Genomic DNA, 18,220 nt, shown 5'->3' on the forward strand with positions numbered 1-18,220 from the left:
AGCGAGCGAGGGGCTTGGACGAGCTCCGAGCATGACCGATGTGGCCGCCGCGGCTGGCGTCTCGCATCAGACCGTATCCCGGGTGCTGAACGGATCGGAGCTGGTGCGGGACGGGACCCGGACGCGCGTGCTGGCGGCGATCGCTGAGCTGGGCTATCGGCGCAACAACGCGGCCCGGCTCCTCGTCACGAACAGGTCGCACCGCATCGGGATGATCTCGGCGCATCTGGTTCTCCACGGGCCGAGCATGATCGCTGTGTCGGTTCAGGACGCCGGGCACAAGGCGGGGTACGACGTCTCGCTCGTCGCGGTCGAGGACTTCACGGCGCAGTCGCTCAGGGAGGCCGTCGACCGCCTCCTCGACGAGGCGGTCGAGGCGATCGTCGTGGCCGTCGCCCATCGCGAGGCACTCGAGCAGGTCAGCTCCCTCGAGTTGCCCGTACCACTGGTCGTCGTCCAAGGGGTGAGCGATGGGCAGCGGATGGCGGTGGGAATCGACCAGGAAGCGGGTGCCCGCCTGGCGGTGGAGCATTTGCTCGACCTCGGCCATCGCCATGTCGCCCATGTCACCGGGCCGCTGGAGTGGGTGGAAGCCGGCCAGCGGCGTGCGGGCTGGCAGAGCGCGCACGAGCATCGCCATGTTCTGCCGGGACCGGAGCTCGGCGGCGACTGGTCGCCGGAGAGCGGGTACGAGGCCGGTCTGCGGATCGCCGAGGACCCGGACGTGACGGCAGTCTTCGTGGCCAACGACGGGATGGCCATCGGGCTGATGTACGCCTTGCACGAGAAGGGCCGCGACGTCCCTGGTGAGATCAGTGTCGTCGGATTCGACGACGTGCCCGAGGCGCGGTACCTCTGGCCGGCTCTCACGACCATCGACCAGGAGTTCTCCCTGCTCGGCGTGCGCGCTGTCGAGCTGACCCTGCGGGCGCTCGGCGGTGAGGGCGATCCGGCGGCCGAGCTGATCCGTCCAGCGCTCGTCGTACGCGACTCCACGGGCCCACCGCGGTACTGACGGGTTAGCGCTAACAGCCCCCGTCCAAATGGCCGTTGGCGTTCTTGACAAGCTAGAATGTTAGCGTTCACAATCTCGGAACTGATGCTGTTCCTGCACATCATCAGAGAGGATCTGTGCATGAGCCCCGAAGAGCAGTACGTCGTCGGAGTCGACTTCGGTACGTTGTCCGGCCGGGCCGTTGTCGTTCGCGTGAATGACGGGGCCGAGCTCGGTACCGGCGTCCACGAGTACGCGCACGCCGTGATCGACGACCGGCTGCCGGCGACCGGTCTGCGGCTGCCGCCGGAGTGGGCCCTGCAGGTCCCCGACGACTACCGCGAGGTGCTCAGGACCGCCGTCCCCGCGGCGATCGCCGCGTCCGGGATCGACCCGGCGCGAGTGATCGGAATCGCTACCGACTTCACCGCCTGCACGATGGTTCCGTGCCTCGCCGACGGTACGCCGCTGAACGAGGCCGACGGGTTCGCGGACAGACCGCATGCGTACGTCAAGCTGTGGAAGCACCACGCCGCACAGCCGCAGGCCGACCGCATCAACGAGCTCGCCCGCGAGCGGGGCGAGGACTGGCTCCCGCGGTACGGCGGCCTGATCTCGTCGGAGTGGGAGTTCGCCAAGGCGCTGCAGTTCTTCGAGGAGGACCGCCCGCTCTACGACCGGATGGAGCACTGGGTCGAGGCGGCCGACTGGATCGTGTGGCAGCTGTGCGGGCGCTACGTCCGCAACGCCTGCACCGCCGGCTACAAGGGCATCCTGCAGGACGGCCGGTACCCGTCGATCGACTTCCTCGAAGGCCTCGCGCCCGGCTTCGGGACTTTCGTCGCAGACAAGCTGGAACATCCGATCGGGCAGCTCGGCTCCGCGGCCGGCCGGTTGACTGCCGAGGCAGCTGCGTGGACCGGGCTCCCCGAAGGCATCGCGGTCGCCGTCGGGAACGTCGACGCGCACGTGACAGCGCCCGCGGCGCAGGCAGTGGACCCGGGGCAGATGGTCGCCATCATGGGTACGTCGACGTGTCACGTCATGAGCGCGGACGCGCTGCGTGAGGTGCCCGGCATGTGCGGCGTTGTCGACGGCGGCATCATCGCGGGCCGCTGGGGCTACGAAGCCGGTCAGAGCGGCGTCGGCGACATCTTCGGCTGGTACGTCGACAACGCCGTGCCGCCGTCGTACCACGAAGCTGCTGCCGCCGCGGGGGAGTCGTTGCACGAGCACCTGACGAAGCTCGCGGCCGATCAAGCGGTGGCTGAGCACGGGCTCGTCGCGCTCGACTGGCACAGCGGCAACCGGTCAGTGCTCGTCGACCACGAACTCTCCGGACTGGTCGTCGGCCAGACGTTGGCGACCCGCCCCGAGGACGGCTACCGCGCCCTGCTCGAGGCGACCGCGTTCGGTACCCGCGTCATCGTCGAGACGTTCGCAAACAGCGGCGTACCGGTGATGGAATTGATCATCGCCGGCGGGCTCGCGAAGAACGCCCTCCTGATGCAGATCTACGCCGACGTCACCAGGCTTCCGCTGTCGATCATCGACTCGGAACAGGGGCCGGCGCTGGGTTCGGCCATCCACGCGGCGGTCGCTGCCGGTGCCTATCCCGACGTACCGACGGCGGCCAAGAGCATGGGCAAGGTCCGGCGCGGCGTCCACCTCCCGGACGAGGAACGGGCCAAGGCCTACGACGAGCTGTTCGAGGTGTACCTCGAGCTGCACGACTACTTCGGGCGGCATACCAAGTTGATGCGACAGTTGAAGGCGATCCGGCGCAGGGCAGTGGAGGCCAAGTGAGTGCGATCGCGGAAGTCGCCGACACTCTCACCCGGCTGCGGGCCGAGGTGTGTCAGCTGCATGCGCATCTGCCGGCCTACGGGCTGGTGGTGTGGACGGCGGGCAACGTCTCCGCCCGGGTTCCCGGGCACGACCTCATGGTGATCAAACCGAGCGGGGTCGCCTACGACGAACTGACCCCCGGCAACATGGTCGTCTGCGATCTCCACGGCCGGGTCGTCGACGGTGAGCACGCGCCGTCCTCGGACACCGAGGCCCAGGCCTACGTCTATCGGGAGATGCCGGACGTCGGCGGCGTGGTGCACACCCATTCGCCGTACGCCGTCGCGTGGGCCGCGCGCGGCGAAGCGATCCCGTGCGTGACGACGATGTGTGCCGACGAATTCGGCGGACCTATTCCGGTGGGGCCGTTCGCGATCATCGGGGACGACTCGATCGGCCGCGGCATCGTCGAGACGCTCCGCGGCTCGCGCTCGCCGGCCGCGCTGATGCAGAACCACGGCGTCTTCACCATCGGGCCGACCGCCAAGGCCGCGGTCAAGGCGGCTGTCATGTGTGAGGACGTCGCCCGCTCGGTGCACCTCGCGCGGCAGCTTGGCGAACCGATCCCCATCGACCAGTCGTACGTCGACCAGCTCTTCGACCGCTACCAGAACGTCTACGGACAACGATGACCGCTGCTCTGTGCTGGTCAGATCCCGGAAGGACCGCATGACTGTGAACACCACTGAGACCGCTCGTGAGGTCTGGTTCCTGACCGGCAGCCAAGGCCTGTACGGCCCGGACACCCTCGAGCAGGTCGCCGAACAGTCTCAGGCGGTGGCCAAGCGTCTCGCCGGCGCCGGCCTGCCCGTGGAGATCGTGTGGAAGCCGGTGCTGCTCGACGCCGGTGCGATCCGTAGGCAGATGCTCGACGCGAACAGCGCGCCGGAGTGCGTCGGCGTCATCGCGTGGATGCACACGTTCTCGCCGGCGAAGATGTGGATCGCCGGCCTCGACGCGCTCCGCAAGCCGCTGCTGCACCTGCACACGCAGGCCAATGTCGCGTTGCCCTGGTCAACGATCGACATGGACTTCATGAACCTCAACCAGGCCGCGCACGGCGATCGGGAGTTCGGCTACATCCAGTCCCGGCTGCAGGTGCCGCGCAAGACCGTGGCGGGGCATGTCGAATCCGCTTCTGTCCAGCAGCGGGTCGGGCACTGGGCCCGCGCCGCGCTCGGCGTCGCGGAACTCCGTTCGCTCAAGCTCGCGCGCTTCGGCGACAACATGCGCGACGTCGCCGTGACCGAGGGAGACAAGGTCGAGGCGCAGCTGCGGTTCGGCGTATCGGTCAACACCTACAGCGTCAACGAGCTCGTCGCAGCGGTCGACGGCGTCACAGGTGCCGAGGTGTCCGCCCTCGTGGAGGAGTACGTCGACACGTACGCCGTCGTACCCGAGCTGCTGCCCGACGGCGAGCGGCACGAGTCGCTGCGCTACGGGGCCCAGATCGAACTGGGACTTCGGGCGTTCCTGACCGACGGTGGGTTCGGAGCGTTCACCTCCAACTTCGAGGATCTGGGCGGGCTTCGCCAACTGCCCGGTCTGGCCGTGCAGCGGCTGATGGCCGACGGCTACGGATTCGGCGGCGAGGGGGACTGGAAGACCTCTGTGCTGCTGCGTGCCAGCAAGGCGATGGCCGACGGGCTGCCGGGCGGCACCTCCTTCATGGAGGACTACACCTACCACCTGGTGCCGGGGGAGGAGAAGATCCTCGGCGCCCACATGCTCGAGGTGTGCCCGTCGCTCACGACGGCCCGCCCGTCGCTGGAGATTCATCCGCTCGGTATCGGCGGCCGCGAGGATCCCGTCCGGCTGCGCTTCCTTGCCGATCCGGGTGACGGTGTCGTGGTGGGGATCGCCGACCTCGGCGATCGCTTCCGGCTCACGGCGAACGTCGTACACCTCGTCGAGCCGGACGAGGCGCTCCCGCGGCTGCCGGTCGCTTGTGCGGTGTGGAAGCCCGAGCCGTCCTTGTCCACCTCGGCCGAGTCGTGGCTGGTTGCCGGCGCACCGCATCACACGGTCCTGACGACGGCCCTCGACCGGGAGGTCTACGAGGACTTCGCCGACATGCTGTCCGTCGAGCTGGCCGTCATCGACGCATCGACCACCGTGCGCGAGTTCCAGCGTGAGCTCCACTGGAACGACGTCTACCACCGCCTCACCAGGGCCGGTGCCCGCGCTTGAGGAACTCGATGATGGCTTGGGCTGCCGGTTCGGGTTCTTGTTCGGCCGGGTAGTGACCGGATCGTTCCAGGACGAGGCCGGTCACGTCGGTTGAGAGCGAGCGGAGGCCCTCCGCGACCGCGGAGCCCATCGCGTATCGTCCTCCGATCGCGAGCACGGGCGTGTGGATCGGATTCTCTTGGAGTCGTTGAACGTCGGCGATGTCGTCGGCCTGGGATCGGTAGTAGCCGAGCCCGGCTGCCAGAGCGTCGCCGCTCGTGTAGGCGTCGGTATAGGAGCGGATTGTGTCCGGGTCCAGCCCGGCCGGCCCGGCGCTCTGCCGGAGGAAGGTGCCGTAGTAGGCGTCTTCGCGCCCCGGGACGAGCTGTTCGGCGAGGCCGGGTGCGCGGTTGAACGGTCCATGCCAGGACGGATAGTGCTGAGCGCCTGGTGCGGGGATGTCGATCTCGATCCCGGGGAGGATCTCCTCTTCGATCACGATCGCGCTCACCGCCTGGGGCATCGCAGCGGCCAGGAGAAAGGCGACCGTGCCACCCCAGTCATGGCCCACCAGCGAGAAACGCGTGAGCCCGCGCTTGCTGAGATCCTCGCGGAGCCAGCCGGCAAGGTCGCTCTTCCTGAAACCAGATGCGCTCCCCGCCGGCGTGCCGAGCCCTGGCAGGGCGACCGGAACCGGCGCGAAACCGCTGCGACGCAGGAGTGGCAGCAGACCTTGCCAGTGCGTCTCGGTGACAGGCCACCCGTGAAGGAGCACGACAGGCCAACCGTCCGACGAAGCATTCATCCTCCCATCATCCTCACCACATCGTCGGACCTGCTGCGGGTGTCCACCCCGGAGTCTCGGATGGGTCAGGTCGGGCCTGTCCAGGTGCGCGCCGTACTGACCTGAACCGGACATCACCGCTGGAGATGCGGGTCGGCTGGCGGCGAAGGCCGGAGCGGTGCAAGGTCAAAGCTGCTGGGTCCTTCCGGTGCAATGCGTATGGGCGCACGATGAGTCATGAAGACCATCGCTGCACTGCCCGACGGTTACACCGTCCGTCCGGCTGAGCCGGCTGACGCCGAGGCACTGTTCGACATGCTCGCGGCCTACAACACGGCGGTGGTCGGGTACGCCGATACCACGTTGACGGAGGTCGCCTACTGCATTGACAGGCCAGGCTTCGACCGCATGATCGACGGCTGGCTCGTGCTCGCCGCGGACGGCCTGCCGGCCGGGTATGGGACCGCGCTCGGCACAGGTGACCGTCACCTGATCGACATCGAAGTGGCAGCGAAGGACCCAGAGGTCGCCGCCTGGCTGGTCGATCGGACGACGCAGCGCGCCCAGGAGATGGGACGCGAGCGTGGCCATACCGAGGTCACCGTCGACGCGTTCGTGTGCCGGACCGACGAACCGCTGCGCGCGCAGCTGTCCGACCACGATTTCACCGCCGGTACGTCGTTCCACCGGATGCGGATCGACCACACCGAACCGGCCGTCACCCCTGACTCGCCCGTCGGCGTCGTGGTCCGCCGCGGTGCCTTCGACGACGCCACCCGCTGGGCCGCACACGAGGTCCTCAACGAGTCCTTTCGCGGCCAGTTCGGCTGGGGCGAGACCCCACACGAGGCGTGGCTCGAGAGGCTCGACGACGTCCCCATCTTCGAGTGGGACCAGCTCACGCTGCTCGAGGTCGACGGCCGGGCGGTCGCGATCCGCATGTGCAACGACAAGTACGTCGAGACCGAGAACTGTGGTCACATCGGCATGCTCGGCGTGGTCGAGGAGTTCCGGGGGCGTGGTCTGGCGAAGTTCCTGCTGCACGACGCCTTCGCCCTCGACGCAGCCATCGGCCGGGCCGGCACGATCCTGCATGTCGACACGAACAACCCGACGCCTGCACTCGGCCTGTACCTGTCAGTGGGCATGAACGCCACCGTCGTCTTCGACGGCTGGCGCCGCGTCGTCCCCGTCGCCTAGCTCTAGGTCTGAAAGGGTGGGGGCATGTCCGATCGCCCCCTGCTCTGGTCAGCCGACGGTGTGCGCGGTGAGAACCTCCGAGTGTGCTACTCCGCGGCCCTGCACAATCTCCTCGACGTCAACACGATCGCAGGCACGACCGACGGTACGGCGTACCTGCGGGCCGGAGGAGGGTACTCCGAGCCGTGGACGCGGGACGCCGCCATCAACTCGTGGCACGCAGCGAGTCTGCTGTCGCCCGAGGTCGCCAAGTACACGTTGCAGAAGGTCTGCACCGACGGCCTGATCGCTCAGGACGATCAATGGTGGGATCAGATCATCTGGGTCATCGGTGCGCGACACCATCAGCTGGTGACCGGCGACGCGGGGTTCGCCGCCGAGGTTTTCCGGATCGGCGCGGCTTCTTTGGACATCCTCCGGCGTGATCGCTTCGACAGCCGGTCAGGCCTCTACCGCGGTCCGGCCCTCATGCAGGACGGTATCGCCGGCTACCCGGAACCGCCGTACCAGCCGGACAATCCGTCGTCCTTCGTGCTGGACCATCCGGTCAGCCGAGACATCCGCTGCCTGTCGACGAATGCCGTGTACGTCGGAGCACTTGGTTGCCTGGAACAACTCGCAGCCGAGGTCGGCGCGGATCCGGAACCGTATGCCGCCCAGCGGGCCGAACTCGTTGCCGCCATCAACGACCATCTCTGGTCGGACACGGCCGGCACGTACGGCTATTTCCTCGGACCCGACGGGCTCGATCTCCACCAGGAGACCGCTGGGCTCGCGCTGGTGATCGAGTTCGGCATCGCAGGGGCCGAGCGCGCGGCGGGGATCGTCGGGGCCATCCACCGCGAGCCTTTCGGCGTGGTGAACGTGTGGCCGCACTTCGCCCGTTTCGGCCCCGATCGTCCCGGCCGCCACAATGCCATCTGCTGGCCGATGGTCATGGGCCTGTGGGGGTACTCGGCGGCCGCGGCTCAGCATGCGGCCGAGTTCGGCCGCACGCTGGACGACCTCGTCACTGTCTTCCGCTCGAGTGGTGACGAGCTGTTCGAGGTCTACAACGCGGCGACAGGCGAGGTGGACGGCGGCTGGCAGGTGGGCCGTCAGTGGCAGTCACTCCCGCACCAGACCTGGTCTGCCACCGCGCTCCTCCGACTCGTCCACGAAGGCCTGTTCGGGCTCAGCTTCGGTGCCGACGGCATCACGATCCGGCCGACCGTGCCGACGACGCACGCCGGTGAGTGGTCCCTGCAATCGCTGCGTTACCGAGCAGCGACGCTCGACGTGACGCTGCGGGGCGAAGGCACCCGCGTCCGGTCTGTTCACCTCGACGGGCATGCGATGGAAGCACCGTTTGTCCCGGCCACCCTCGCCGGCCACCATCACGTCGAGGTCGTTGTCGGCTGATCGCGACGCTGTGGCAAGAGCAGGAACCCCAGGGCGACCCCGAGGAGGCAGGGGAGGCCGTGGTTGTCGTGCAGGATCGTGTCGACTATGGCCAGCACTGGTACGGCGAGCGCCGTGATGCGGAGCGGTACTGGCGGTATGACGCCGTACCGGCGCGGGGCCAGCAGGATCACCGTAGCCAGCCCGCCGATCAGGCCGGCGACGCACATCGAGTTGCCTGCGCCCACTGGATTGAGCCAGATGTAGCTCATCAACTGGCCGAACCATCCACAGGCGAAGTAGAGGACAAGCCACCGCCAACGGCCGAACACGCGCTCGGCGATCGTGCCGACGACCGCCAGCAAGAGCAGGTTCGAGATGAGCCCGGACGCCCAGCCGTCCTGGAAGAACATGCCTGTCAGCAGTCGATACCACTGGCCGTGGTCGATGCGAGAGGCGTCCCGTACGACATGCTCGTACAGCGGCCGGTGCACCAGTTGCGCGATCCCGCACGCCAGCGTCACCAGAAACACGGTTGCAGTCAGCAGCGGCCGGGTCGGGCCGACGGCGAGTGCCGCGAGCGGCGTACGAGGTGCGGTGCGAGTGGTCACACCAGGACCCTAGTGTGCCGACGCTGCCGCACCTCCGACGTTTGTCACGATGAAGTCCGCCGTTTGTCATGGTGAAAGGCTTGACCCACCACCGGTTCAGTGAGCCGGTGGTGGGTCGAGCGTCTACTCGCCCACGAGTGGGTCGTTGGTTGCGGTCGCCCAGCGGAAGTAGGCCGGGTCGTTGAACGTTCCGGGGACCTTGCCGAGGCCCTGGATGACCGTCGCGGTGCCGTTGGCGTGTCCGACGGCGTACAGATAGGCCGATTGGGTGTCCTTGTCGATCCCCAGCAGCAGGGTGCCCTGCTTGCCGCACTTCTGCGCGATCAGGAATTCGAAGCCCTGCCAGGTACGTGTGCGTACCGGTTTGACGACCGGCTTCATCGGCGACGTCGTCGGGATGTGAATCGTGTAGAGCGCGCCGCCTCGAGTATTCGCGAGGAACGTGTCGTAGGTGCGGGTCTTGCTGATCAACGTCATCGCCTTCACCGACGCGAAGCCCGGGGCCGTGCCGGTGACTTGCCAATCCCCAGGGATTGAGGTCCATCTGAGCAGCACGCCGTCGGCGCGCAAGCCGTAGGTCGCCGTTCGAGCGGACGTTCCCTCCCGATAGCGAGACGCCTCGAACGCGACGATGTCACCGTAGTCGCTGCTGTAGACCTCGCGGACGATCGAGTTCGGGTCGAATTCACGGCCCGGGGCGAAGACGTAGCCGCTGTAGGCCATCTTCGCGCCCATGATCACATGGCCCCCGACGTAGACCCCGGCCGGATTCGGCGAGGTGAACATCGAACTGCTGAGCCGTACCGGATCCTTGAACAGGCCGGGCGCCACCACATGGTCGTTCGTTCTCGTCGGAGGCGAGTTGGCAGTGATGCGCTGCGACCGGTGATCACCTCCGGCCGTGACCGATCCCAGATCCATCGTGCACTTACCGGCGCTTGCGTCACCGGCGGTCGTCGTGACGGCGTCCGCGGCTCCGGGAAACAAGCCTACGGCCACCAGTGCAGCCGCACTCACTACCACCGAGCTTCGACGGACAAGCCTTTGCTTACCGTGCATGTTGTCGCAACCTCTCGTACCTGCCCCCAGGCTGCGGGCTCGATGCCAGCAGTAGATCGTTACTCACCTTGATGCAGCCGAGCCGACGAAAGTTGCGCACACTCGTCCCCGAGCTTGAGCCACTTCAGCGGCCGCCCGAAACTCGGAACGAAAGTTGCCGTCGGCAAGTACGACGTCTCTCGCGTCGAGTGACACGACTTACGGTGTGGACGGCCCGGGACTTTTGCTGGCGCTTCACTCTCGGCCCATTGACGCCCATTACTCCATGGCTGAGGGTGAAGAGGGTGGGAGCGTGATGGAACTCGAGGGACGGGCTCGGCGGCTGGGGTCGCCAGTGGTCACGATCGGAACGGTCGCTTTGTTGTTCGCCCTGGCCGCAAGCTGGCGGTCCTGCGCACGCGAGATCGTCGACCACGCCTACCCCCTTCCGCCCGACGGTCAGCCGACCGAGGAATGGGTGGCCAGGCGAGCTCGGCTCGAGGTTCTGTTGCACCTCGATGTATCGCTGCTACGCAACCCGCTGACGGCGCTGACCATCCTGTCTCCACTACTCACGGGCGCGCTCGCGGCCTTCATCCCGGAGCTCGGCAAGGTCTGACGTGCGAGTTGTGAGTTGGATGTTTATCGGCAGTACGACGCGGGTCAGGATTGGGTCGTGACCGCAATCATCCACCTGGTGCACCGCCTGCCGAGTCGCGTGCAGGCGGACTGCCACGAGCGCCGCTCGTACCTGCACGAGGTTCTTGCGGACAACCTGAAGAAGAGGACACAGTGATGCTCGATCCCGTCGTCGACAAAGGTCAGCTGACCGAGACCGACCGCTTCATCTTCGAGTCGTGGGGCTACTTCATGATTCCCAACGTCTTGACCAAGGACGAGGCCGCCGAGGCCTACGACGTTTCCCAGCGTCTGCACCAGAACCGCGATCGCGAGTTCGGGCAGATCGGCCGGACCTACGAGAGTGAGCCGGTTCTCGAGCGGCTCATGGATCATCCTGACGTCCTTCCGAAGGTGCAGGGTCTGCTCGGCGACCGGTTCGTGCTGCAGGCCGGCTGGAACACCATGCAGCCGGCGCACGCGGGGAACGGCCGTTGGCACCAGGACGGATCGTCCGCGTTCGACTTCAAGGACCTGGGATACCCGGTTCCTTTGCTTCAGCTCCGCGTGTCGTATCTGCTCACCGACCAGACTGTGCCCGGCATGGGCAACATGGAGCTGATTCCCGGCAGCCACCGCTCGCGGGTCGGTCTCCCTGATTCAGTCCGTGAGAGCAACGACGACATCGCGATCGGCCATGTCGTGTGCGCCGAGGCCGGGGCTGCTCTGGTGTTCCACAACGGCGTCTGGCATCGAACCTTCCGCCACGACGGCGACCACGACCGCTACACGACGCACTACGTCTACAGCCCACCATGGGTCCGCCCGGCCGACCGCTTCACCAACGATCCCGAGTTCCTCGAGCGCACCACGCCTCTGAGGCGCGCCCTGATGGGCGAGTTCGCAAGACCAGACGCCCCCTTCGGCGCCAACTACGATCCGCTGCCGATCTGACCCACAAACCCGCTTCCCCCACGACACCGACGTGGGACAGTTGCCAACGATGACAATCTTTACGTTCCACCTCGCGGAGCTCCGTCCGACGACGACGGCGGGTGCACTGTGGAAGGCGCCGACTGCGCCGTCCACGCCTGGGTTGCGGTACGCCGAGTGCCTGGCGCTGATGCGCCTCGGTGCCCCGACCGTCTCGCCGGCCCGGATGCAGTTGCGTCGGATGGCGATGTTCGCGCGGTGGGAGGACGAGACGGCGGTCAAGACCTTCCTGGCGGATGACCCCCTGGGCAGGCAGTTAGCGGCAGGCTGGCACGTGCGTATGCAGTTCCTGCGCCGCTGGTCGCGGCTTGCGGCGCTGCCCGACCTTCCGGCGAGAGCGGGCGAGTGGGACCCTGCCGAACCCGTCGTGGCGGTCACGCTGGCCCGGATGCGCCTCCTGGAGGTGCCGAGGTTCCTCAAGTGGGGCAAGCCCGTGGAACGGCTGGTTCGCGACCATCCGGGGGCCACGCTGGCGCTGGCCGCGATGCGCCCGCCCCGGACGATCTCTACGTTCTCGGTCTGGCGGTCCGTACGGGAGATGGAAGAGATGGTGCACGGCCACAGCACTGTCCCGGATCCCGACCGTCATGCCGCCGCAATGACCGAACGCCGGCGCAGGGACTTCCACCACGAGTTCGCCACCCTCCGGTTCCGGCCGCTGTCAGAGCACGGCTCGTGGCAGGGGCGAAGCGGGATCATTCCCCGGTAGGGCGCGGCTGGTCGTCGCGTACGGTCGGTTCGGTCCTACCGGTGAAATCCGGTGGTCCGGCATCGCCGGTCCCTTACGCTTGGATCGAATTGAGCGCCGCCACGACAGAGCGGCAGGCGCCTTGACGAGTGAGGGGAGCCCGGCCGTGCGTTACAGCACCGCTGTGAGTGTTCCCCGGTCACGGTACGACGTGATCCTGGTGTCTTCGTGTGTCAGGTGCCGGCTGCGCGGTCGGCTCCTGTCCGTGACGAACTGACCCAGCCTGTCCTGCAGGCGGCTGCATGCCGAGCCGCCGCCGGGGGTGTGGCGTATGGCCTGACCACAGGCCGCTTCGTCCGCGAATCGCGCTGTCCCGATCCGGAGCACCCGAGAGGCCATCGGCCCCATGCGTACAAACCTTGACCACCTTCAACAGAACCGCCCGCTGTCCGGCCTGCGCAATGTCGGCATTCTCGCCCATGTCGATGCCGGCGAGACCACCGTCACCGAACGGATCCTGTATCTCACCGGCACCACTCACGAGCGCGGTGAGGTCCACGACGGCACGACCGTCACCGACTTCGACTCGCAGGAACGCGATCGCGGAATTACGATCTTCGCCGCGGCCGTCAGCTGCAACTGGGACGGACACTCGATCAACCTGATCGACACCCCGGGCCACGTCGACTTCTCTGACGAGGTGGAGCGCTCGCTGCGGGTGCTCGACGGTGCCGTCGCATTGTTCGACGGCGTCGCGGGAGTCGAACCGCAGAGTGAGTCGGTATGGCGCCAGGCCGACAGGCACGGGGTGGCGCGGATCGCGTTCGTCAACAAGATGGACCGCCCCGGCGCCGACCTCGACGCAGCGGTGGCCTCGATCCGCGAGCGGTTGCACGTGACCCCGCTGGTGATCCAGTTGCCGATCGGGAAGGAGGCGGGCTTCAGCGGAGTGATCGATCTGATCAGGATGCGGGCGTACGTCTGGCTCGACGGCAGCGACACCTTTGCGGAGGGCCCTGTGCCTGAAGCCCTTCTGGAACAGGCGCGGCGACGGCGTCGGCTGCTCGAGGAGACCGTTGCCGAGCTCCACCCGGTCGCGCTGGAGGAGTTCTATGCGCGGTCAACGGTCTCGGCGGAGACGCTGGCTGCCGCACTGCGGGACCTGACCCGGTCTGGTACCGGCGTGGTGGTGCTGTGCGGGTCGGCGTACCGCAACCGCGGGATCGAGCCGCTGCTGGACGCCGTCGTCGCCTATCTGCCTTCGCCACAGGAGGTGCCCGCGGTGCGCGGCATGTCGGACGGTGCCGTACAGGAGCGGGTCGCCGACCCGGCGGCGCCGTTCGCGGCGCTCGTGTTCAAGGTCAGCTCGACCGCCACCGGGCGGCTCACGTACGTGCGGGTGTATTCGGGAACGATTCGGAAGGGAGAAACGGTGGACGCGGGCGCGGGACGCACTGAGCGGATCAGCCGGATCCTGCGGGTGCAGGCCGACCAGCACGCGGAGGTCCAGCAGGCGTTCGCCGGCGACATCGTCGCGGTCGTCGGGCCGAAGTCCGCACGAAGCGGCGCGACCCTGTGCGCGCCGGCAGCACCGTTGGTTCTCGAACCGCCGGCCGTGGCAGACCCGGTCGTTTCCGTGGCAGTCGAGGCCCGCAGGAGCGCCGATACCGACCGGCTCGCGTCGGCATTGACGCGGCTGGTCGATGAGGACCTCTCGCTGACGGTCCGAACCGATTCCGAGACGGGTCAGACGCTGTTGTCAGGCATGGGTGAGCTGCACCTAGAGGTCGCGGTGGAGAAGATTCGTCGTGCTCACGGGCTGGAGGTCGGGGTCGGCCGGCCGCAGGTGACCTACCGTGAGACGGTCGCGCGCGGGGTGTCCGGGCTGGTGTACCGGCACGTCAAGCAGGACGGCGGGGCCGGTCAGTTCGCCCAGATCACCCTCGACGTGGAACCGCTCGAGGCAGTTGATGACGACAGCGCGGAGGACTTCGCGTTCCGGTCGGTCGTCGTCGGTGGACGGGTGCCGCAGGAGTTTGTCCGCGCCGTCGGAGCAGGCTGCCGGGATGCTCTGGCCCAGGGGCCCCTCGGCGGGCACCCGGTGACCGGGGTGCGTGTCACGCTGACGGATGGAGCCACCCATCCGAAGGACTCCTCGGAGATGGCGTTCCGTACGGCCGGTCGGCTGGGGCTCCGGGAAGCGCTGCGTGCCAGTGCGATGGTGCTGCTGGAACCGGTCGCCGAGGTCACGGCGACCGTGCCTGAGGATGCCGTCGGCGGCGTGCTCGGCGACCTGGCGGCACGGCGTGGCCGGATCTCGGGTTCGACCGCGCGGCCGGGCACGATGGTGATCGTCGCCACCGTCCCGCTGGCCGAGTTGTTCGGTTATGCAACGCAGTTGCGCAGCCGGACCCAGGGCCGGGGAACCTTCACCACCCGAACCACCGGCTACATCCCGGCACCAGGCACGAGGTCCGAGGAAACTCCGCCCCGGTAGAACCAACCAGTGCTCTCAAAGGCACACTCCTCGAAAGCTGCTGCCGCAACCTGCACAGAACCTTCACGAGTCGTGGTGCCTGTGTGACCAGGTCGGCTCCTATGGTCGGAGCGTGGTAGTTGACGGAGTGGGCCGCCGGATTCTGGTGGTCGAGGATGAGCCGGTGATCAACCAGGCGGTGACTGACCGGCTGCGTGGGTCCGGGTACGACGTCGTGCAGGCGTGGGACGGGCCTGGAGCGGTCGAGCTGTTCGCTGCGAGCACGCCGGACCTTGTGCTGCTGGACGTGATGCTTCCTGGGTTCGACGGGCATGAGGTGTGCCGGCGGATCCAGGCTGAGCGGCCGGTCCCGGTACTGATGCTGACCGCGCGCGACGACGAGGCGGACATCCTGGTCGGGCTCGGGCTGGGGGCGGACGACTACCTCACGAAGCCGTTCCGGATGCGGGAACTGGTGGCTCGGGTGGCGGCTCTGCTGCGGCGGGTCGAGCGGGCTGCCGAGTTGGCTGCCCGGCCGGCCGCCGAGGTGGGCAACTTGCGGATCGACTCGGCCGCGCGCCGGGTCTGGGCCGCCGGGGTCGAGGTCCATCTGACGCCGACCGAGTTCGATCTGCTGCTCTGTCTGGCGGCGAAGCCGGGTGACGTCCTGACCCGGGAGAACCTGTACGCCGAAGTCTGGGGCTGGCCGGGTGCGTCCGGGACTCGCACGGTCGACAGCCACGTGAAGGCGTTGCGAGCCAAGATCGGCGCCGACCGCGTGCGAACGGTCCACGGCGTCGGCTATGCCCTCGAGCCAGGGAGTACGACGTGAGCGGCCCGCTGATGGATCAGGTCACGTCGGTCAAGGTCAAGCTCGGTCTGCTCGTAGCGATCAGTGTGACGGTGGCTTCGGTCGTCGCCGCGGTGGGTGCGGTCGGCGACGTACCTGCCTGGCTCAGCATCCCGGTCACGGTGGCCCTGGCCCTCGGCGTGACCCAGTTGCTGGCAGTCGGCATGACATCGCCCCTCCGCGAGATGACCGCTGCAGCCCGGCAGATGGCGCGCGGCAACTACTCCGGCCGAGTCACCGCGACCTCGAGCGACGAGGTGGGGGAGCTGGCGCGGGCCTTCAACCGGATGGCTGAGGACTTGGAGGCCGTCGACCGCCAACGCCGTGAGCTGGTCGCCAACGTGAGTCATGAGTTGCGTACGCCGCTCGCCGCCCTGTGTGCCGTACTCGAGAACCTGGTAGACGGAGTCGCCGAGTCGGACCCCGTCGCATTGCGGACAGCGCTCGACCAGGCAGAGCGGCTCTCGGCACTCGCCTCGGATCTATTGGATCTGGCCCGCGTGGACGCCGGTGCGGCTCCACTGTCGACCACACAGGTCGCGGTGACGGAGTTGCTGGAGCAGGCCGTCGCCGAGGCTCGAGTGACTGGTCGTGAGGTGCGGTACGACGTACGCGTCACGCCGCAGGACTTGAGTGTCCCGGCTGACCCAGCACGGCTGCACCAGCTGATTGCCAACCTGCTCGACAACGCGTCCAGGCACAGTCCTGCCGGTGGAGTCGTCCGAATCACCGCCGAGGCCACGGCCACCGGGTGGCGCTTGGAAGTCGCGGATGACGGGCCAGGTGTCCCTGCCGTCGACCGGGACCGAGTCTTCGAGCGGTTCGGGACGCTGACGGAGGCGGGCGGTGGCGGTGGCACAGGTCTGGGTCTCGCGATCGCCCGCTGGGTGACCGATCTCCACGGCGGCACCATCCATTTCGTCGACCCCGCGCCCGGAAGCACGGGTGCCCGCGTCCGCGTCGACCTACCGCACGAACCACGTCAACACATTCAGATCGTCAAGCACGAACAACGCCAACACACGCAGGTCATCAAGAGGGAGCCCGACATGCCTAAGCCGGTCGAGACGCCCGCACCCGCTGCAGCGCCAGTGCGAGTGCCGGAGCCAGGGATGGATACGCTGTTCGGCAGGTTCTGGCCGGAGACCGGCCTGCACGGCAACGTCCGTGCGGTCCTGTACTGCTTGGCAGTCGGCCTGCTGGCCGGCATCGTCCTGCCGTTCCGCGACCTCGGTGTCGGCACGCTCGTCGTACTGCTAGCAGCCGGGGGAGTGGTCCTCGGCTTCAGCGTCAACCGCCGGTCCCGCTTCACGCAAGCCTGCGCCGCTCTCTGCGTGCTCTTGGCCGTGACAGCTGTACTGCGGGACGCGGAATGGATCGTGGTCCTGTGCCTGCTGGCGGGCGGCGCGGTGTGCATGGCCGGACTGGTGAACGGCCGCTCTCTACCGAGCTTCGTGCTGGCCGGCTTGGCCTGGCCGCTCGCTGGGCTCCGGGGACTGCCGTGGCTGGGTCGCTCTGCACAGGCCGTGAGAGGTCTGCGGACGAGCGCTCCGGCGTTGCGGACTGCGGTGTGGTCGCTGCTGGCGGTTCTGGTCTTCGGGCTGCTGTTCGCGTCGGCCGATGCGGTCTTCGCCGAGTGGGCGGGCGTCGTCGTACCTGATCTGAATCTCGACACGTTCGTACTGCGTGCGTTCATCACCGTGGCAGTAGGTGGCGTCGTACTGGCAGCGACGTACCTGGGGCTGAATCCGCCCAGGGTCGAGCCTGCGGGCGCTCCGGTGCGGCCGGTCGCACGCCGGTACGAGTGGCTTGTGCCGGTACTGCTTGTGGATGCGGTGTTCCTGGTCTTCCTGGCAGCGCAGGCGACTGCGAACTTCGGTGGGCACGAGTACCTGGAGCGCATCACTGGGCTGACCTACGCGGAGTACGTCCACCAGGGCTTCGGCCAGCTCACTGTGGCCACTGCGCTCACTCTGCTCGTGGTGTGGGCCGCGGCTCGGAAGGCACCGCGTGCCACGCCTGCTGACGTGGCCTGGCTGCGTGGGTCGCTCGGTCTGCTCTGCTTGCTGACCTTGGTGGTGGTCGCGTCCGCGCTCTACCGGATGCACGTCTACCAGGAGGCGTACGGCTTCACCCAGCTCCGGCTGCTCGTCGACGTGTTCGAGGGTTGGCTGGGTCTGCTCGTGATCGGTGTGATTGTGGCCGGCGTGACCATGAAGGCTGCCTGGCTGCCGCGGGCCGCGCTGCTCAGCGGCGCCAGCCTCCTCTTTGGGATCGCGGCCATCAACCCGGACGCGTGGATCGCCCAGCACAACGTGGACCGGTACGCCGCGACCGGCAAAGTCGATTGGTACTACCTACAAGGGCTCTCCGATGACGCCGTACCAGTACTCACCACTCTGCCGGACGACGTCGTCTACTGCGCACTGACCGCTCGTGAGCCCAGCAAGAACGACTGGCTCGAGTGGAACCTGGGCCGCCACCGCGCCAACCCACTCATCCGCGCCCACGCCGACGCCACTCCAGTCACCTGCAGAAGCGAGCCTGCGGGGTAACGAGTTGGGTACGCCG

Annotated in this window: 15 protein-coding genes; 12 read left to right on the top strand and 3 right to left on the bottom strand. The window is 67.7% G+C overall.

Going from position 1 to position 18,220, the window contains the following annotated elements:
• Window positions 1-31: 31 nt before the first annotated feature.
• The 4 genes from EV649_RS21565 (at window position 32) to araA (ending at window position 5,032) form a co-directional block, all read left to right on the top strand.
• Window positions 32-1,015, top strand: a complete 984-nt coding sequence (locus EV649_RS21565; RefSeq protein WP_130385362.1) for a LacI family DNA-binding transcriptional regulator — start codon at window positions 32-34, stop codon at window positions 1,013-1,015.
• A gap of 120 nt (window positions 1,016-1,135) precedes the next feature.
• Window positions 1,136-2,800: a ribulokinase gene (araB, locus tag EV649_RS21570; protein ID WP_130385363.1), complete on the top strand. Its 1,665-nt coding sequence runs from the start codon at window positions 1,136-1,138 to the stop codon at window positions 2,798-2,800.
• The gene (locus EV649_RS21575; RefSeq protein WP_130385364.1) at window positions 2,797-3,474 is read left to right on the top strand and encodes an L-ribulose-5-phosphate 4-epimerase; all 678 of its coding nucleotides are present in this window, start codon (window positions 2,797-2,799) and stop codon (window positions 3,472-3,474) included. Before araB ends, EV649_RS21575 begins: the two co-directional genes overlap by 4 nt.
• Before the next feature lie 37 nt (window positions 3,475-3,511).
• On the top strand, window positions 3,512-5,032 hold the full coding sequence (gene araA, locus EV649_RS21580) for an L-arabinose isomerase (protein ID WP_130385365.1): 1,521 nt from the start codon (window positions 3,512-3,514) through the stop codon (window positions 5,030-5,032).
• On the opposite strand, the gene EV649_RS21585 is transcribed toward araA, so the two are convergent.
• The gene (locus EV649_RS21585) at window positions 5,007-5,816 is read right to left on the bottom strand and encodes an alpha/beta hydrolase (RefSeq protein ID WP_130385366.1); all 810 of its coding nucleotides are present in this window, start codon (window positions 5,814-5,816) and stop codon (window positions 5,007-5,009) included. The genes araA and EV649_RS21585 overlap by 26 nt on opposite strands.
• Window positions 5,817-6,032: 216 nt before the next feature.
• Between EV649_RS21585 and EV649_RS21590 the strand changes: the two genes are divergently transcribed.
• Both EV649_RS21590 and EV649_RS21595 read left to right on the top strand, forming a co-directional pair.
• Complete coding sequence (locus tag EV649_RS21590) at window positions 6,033-6,995, top strand: N-acetyltransferase (protein WP_130385367.1); 963 nt, start codon at window positions 6,033-6,035, stop codon at window positions 6,993-6,995.
• 24 nt (window positions 6,996-7,019) lie between these two features.
• Window positions 7,020-8,396, top strand: coding sequence for a hypothetical protein (locus EV649_RS21595; protein WP_130385368.1), 1,377 nt, complete (start codon window positions 7,020-7,022; stop codon window positions 8,394-8,396).
• Here EV649_RS21595 and EV649_RS21600 read toward each other — a convergent pair.
• Entirely contained in the window at window positions 8,372-8,986 is a 615-nt protein-coding gene (locus tag EV649_RS21600; RefSeq protein WP_130385369.1) for a rhomboid family intramembrane serine protease, read from the bottom strand. The genes EV649_RS21595 and EV649_RS21600 overlap by 25 nt on opposite strands.
• A gap of 123 nt (window positions 8,987-9,109) precedes the next feature.
• Window positions 9,110-10,003: a hypothetical protein gene (locus EV649_RS21605; RefSeq protein ID WP_241998507.1), complete on the bottom strand. Its 894-nt coding sequence runs from the start codon at window positions 10,001-10,003 to the stop codon at window positions 9,110-9,112.
• Window positions 10,004-10,310: 307 nt separating this feature from the next.
• Between EV649_RS21605 and EV649_RS21610 the strand changes: the two genes are divergently transcribed.
• The 6 genes from EV649_RS21610 (at window position 10,311) to EV649_RS21635 (ending at window position 18,204) form a co-directional block, all read left to right on the top strand.
• Entirely contained in the window at window positions 10,311-10,643 is a 333-nt protein-coding gene (locus EV649_RS21610; protein ID WP_130385370.1) for a hypothetical protein, read from the top strand.
• A gap of 176 nt (window positions 10,644-10,819) precedes the next feature.
• A complete protein-coding gene (locus tag EV649_RS21615; RefSeq protein WP_130385371.1) occupies window positions 10,820-11,596 on the top strand; it encodes a phytanoyl-CoA dioxygenase family protein in 777 nt (258 codons plus the stop codon).
• Window positions 11,597-11,645: 49 nt separating this feature from the next.
• Entirely contained in the window at window positions 11,646-12,344 is a 699-nt protein-coding gene (locus tag EV649_RS21620; protein ID WP_130385372.1) for a hypothetical protein, read from the top strand.
• A 385-nt stretch (window positions 12,345-12,729) separates the two neighbouring features.
• Window positions 12,730-14,820 carry an elongation factor G gene (fusA, locus tag EV649_RS21625; RefSeq protein ID WP_130385373.1) on the top strand — a complete coding sequence of 697 codons (2,091 nt, stop codon included), beginning with the start codon at window positions 12,730-12,732 and terminating at the stop codon, window positions 14,818-14,820.
• A gap of 112 nt (window positions 14,821-14,932) precedes the next feature.
• Window positions 14,933-15,631 carry a response regulator transcription factor gene (locus tag EV649_RS21630; RefSeq protein ID WP_241998509.1) on the top strand — a complete coding sequence of 233 codons (699 nt, stop codon included), beginning with the start codon at window positions 14,933-14,935 and terminating at the stop codon, window positions 15,629-15,631.
• Complete coding sequence (locus EV649_RS21635; RefSeq protein WP_130385374.1) at window positions 15,628-18,204, top strand: DUF4153 domain-containing protein; 2,577 nt, start codon at window positions 15,628-15,630, stop codon at window positions 18,202-18,204. The genes EV649_RS21630 and EV649_RS21635 overlap by 4 nt, the downstream gene beginning before the upstream one ends.
• Window positions 18,205-18,220: the final 16 nt, after the last annotated feature.

Source organism: Kribbella sp. VKM Ac-2569 (genome assembly GCF_004216905.1).
In the GTDB taxonomy this organism is placed as follows: Bacteria; Actinomycetota; Actinomycetes; order Propionibacteriales; family Kribbellaceae; genus Kribbella.

Coding starts and splice junctions, on each gene's coding strand:
- EV649_RS21565 (WP_130385362.1), top strand. CDS start 32: ATGACCGATGTGGCCGCCGCGGCTGGCGTCTCGCATCAGACCGTATCC.
- araB (WP_130385363.1), top strand. CDS start 1,136: ATGAGCCCCGAAGAGCAGTACGTCGTCGGAGTCGACTTCGGTACGTTG.
- araA (WP_130385365.1), top strand. CDS start 3,512: ATGACTGTGAACACCACTGAGACCGCTCGTGAGGTCTGGTTCCTGACC.
- EV649_RS21585 (WP_130385366.1), bottom strand. CDS start 5,816: ATGAATGCTTCGTCGGACGGTTGGCCTGTCGTGCTCCTTCACGGGTGG.
- EV649_RS21590 (WP_130385367.1), top strand. CDS start 6,033: ATGAAGACCATCGCTGCACTGCCCGACGGTTACACCGTCCGTCCGGCT.
- EV649_RS21595 (WP_130385368.1), top strand. CDS start 7,020: ATGTCCGATCGCCCCCTGCTCTGGTCAGCCGACGGTGTGCGCGGTGAG.
- EV649_RS21610 (WP_130385370.1), top strand. CDS start 10,311: ATGGCTGAGGGTGAAGAGGGTGGGAGCGTGATGGAACTCGAGGGACGG.
- EV649_RS21615 (WP_130385371.1), top strand. CDS start 10,820: ATGCTCGATCCCGTCGTCGACAAAGGTCAGCTGACCGAGACCGACCGC.
- EV649_RS21620 (WP_130385372.1), top strand. CDS start 11,646: ATGACAATCTTTACGTTCCACCTCGCGGAGCTCCGTCCGACGACGACG.
- fusA (WP_130385373.1), top strand. CDS start 12,730: ATGCGTACAAACCTTGACCACCTTCAACAGAACCGCCCGCTGTCCGGC.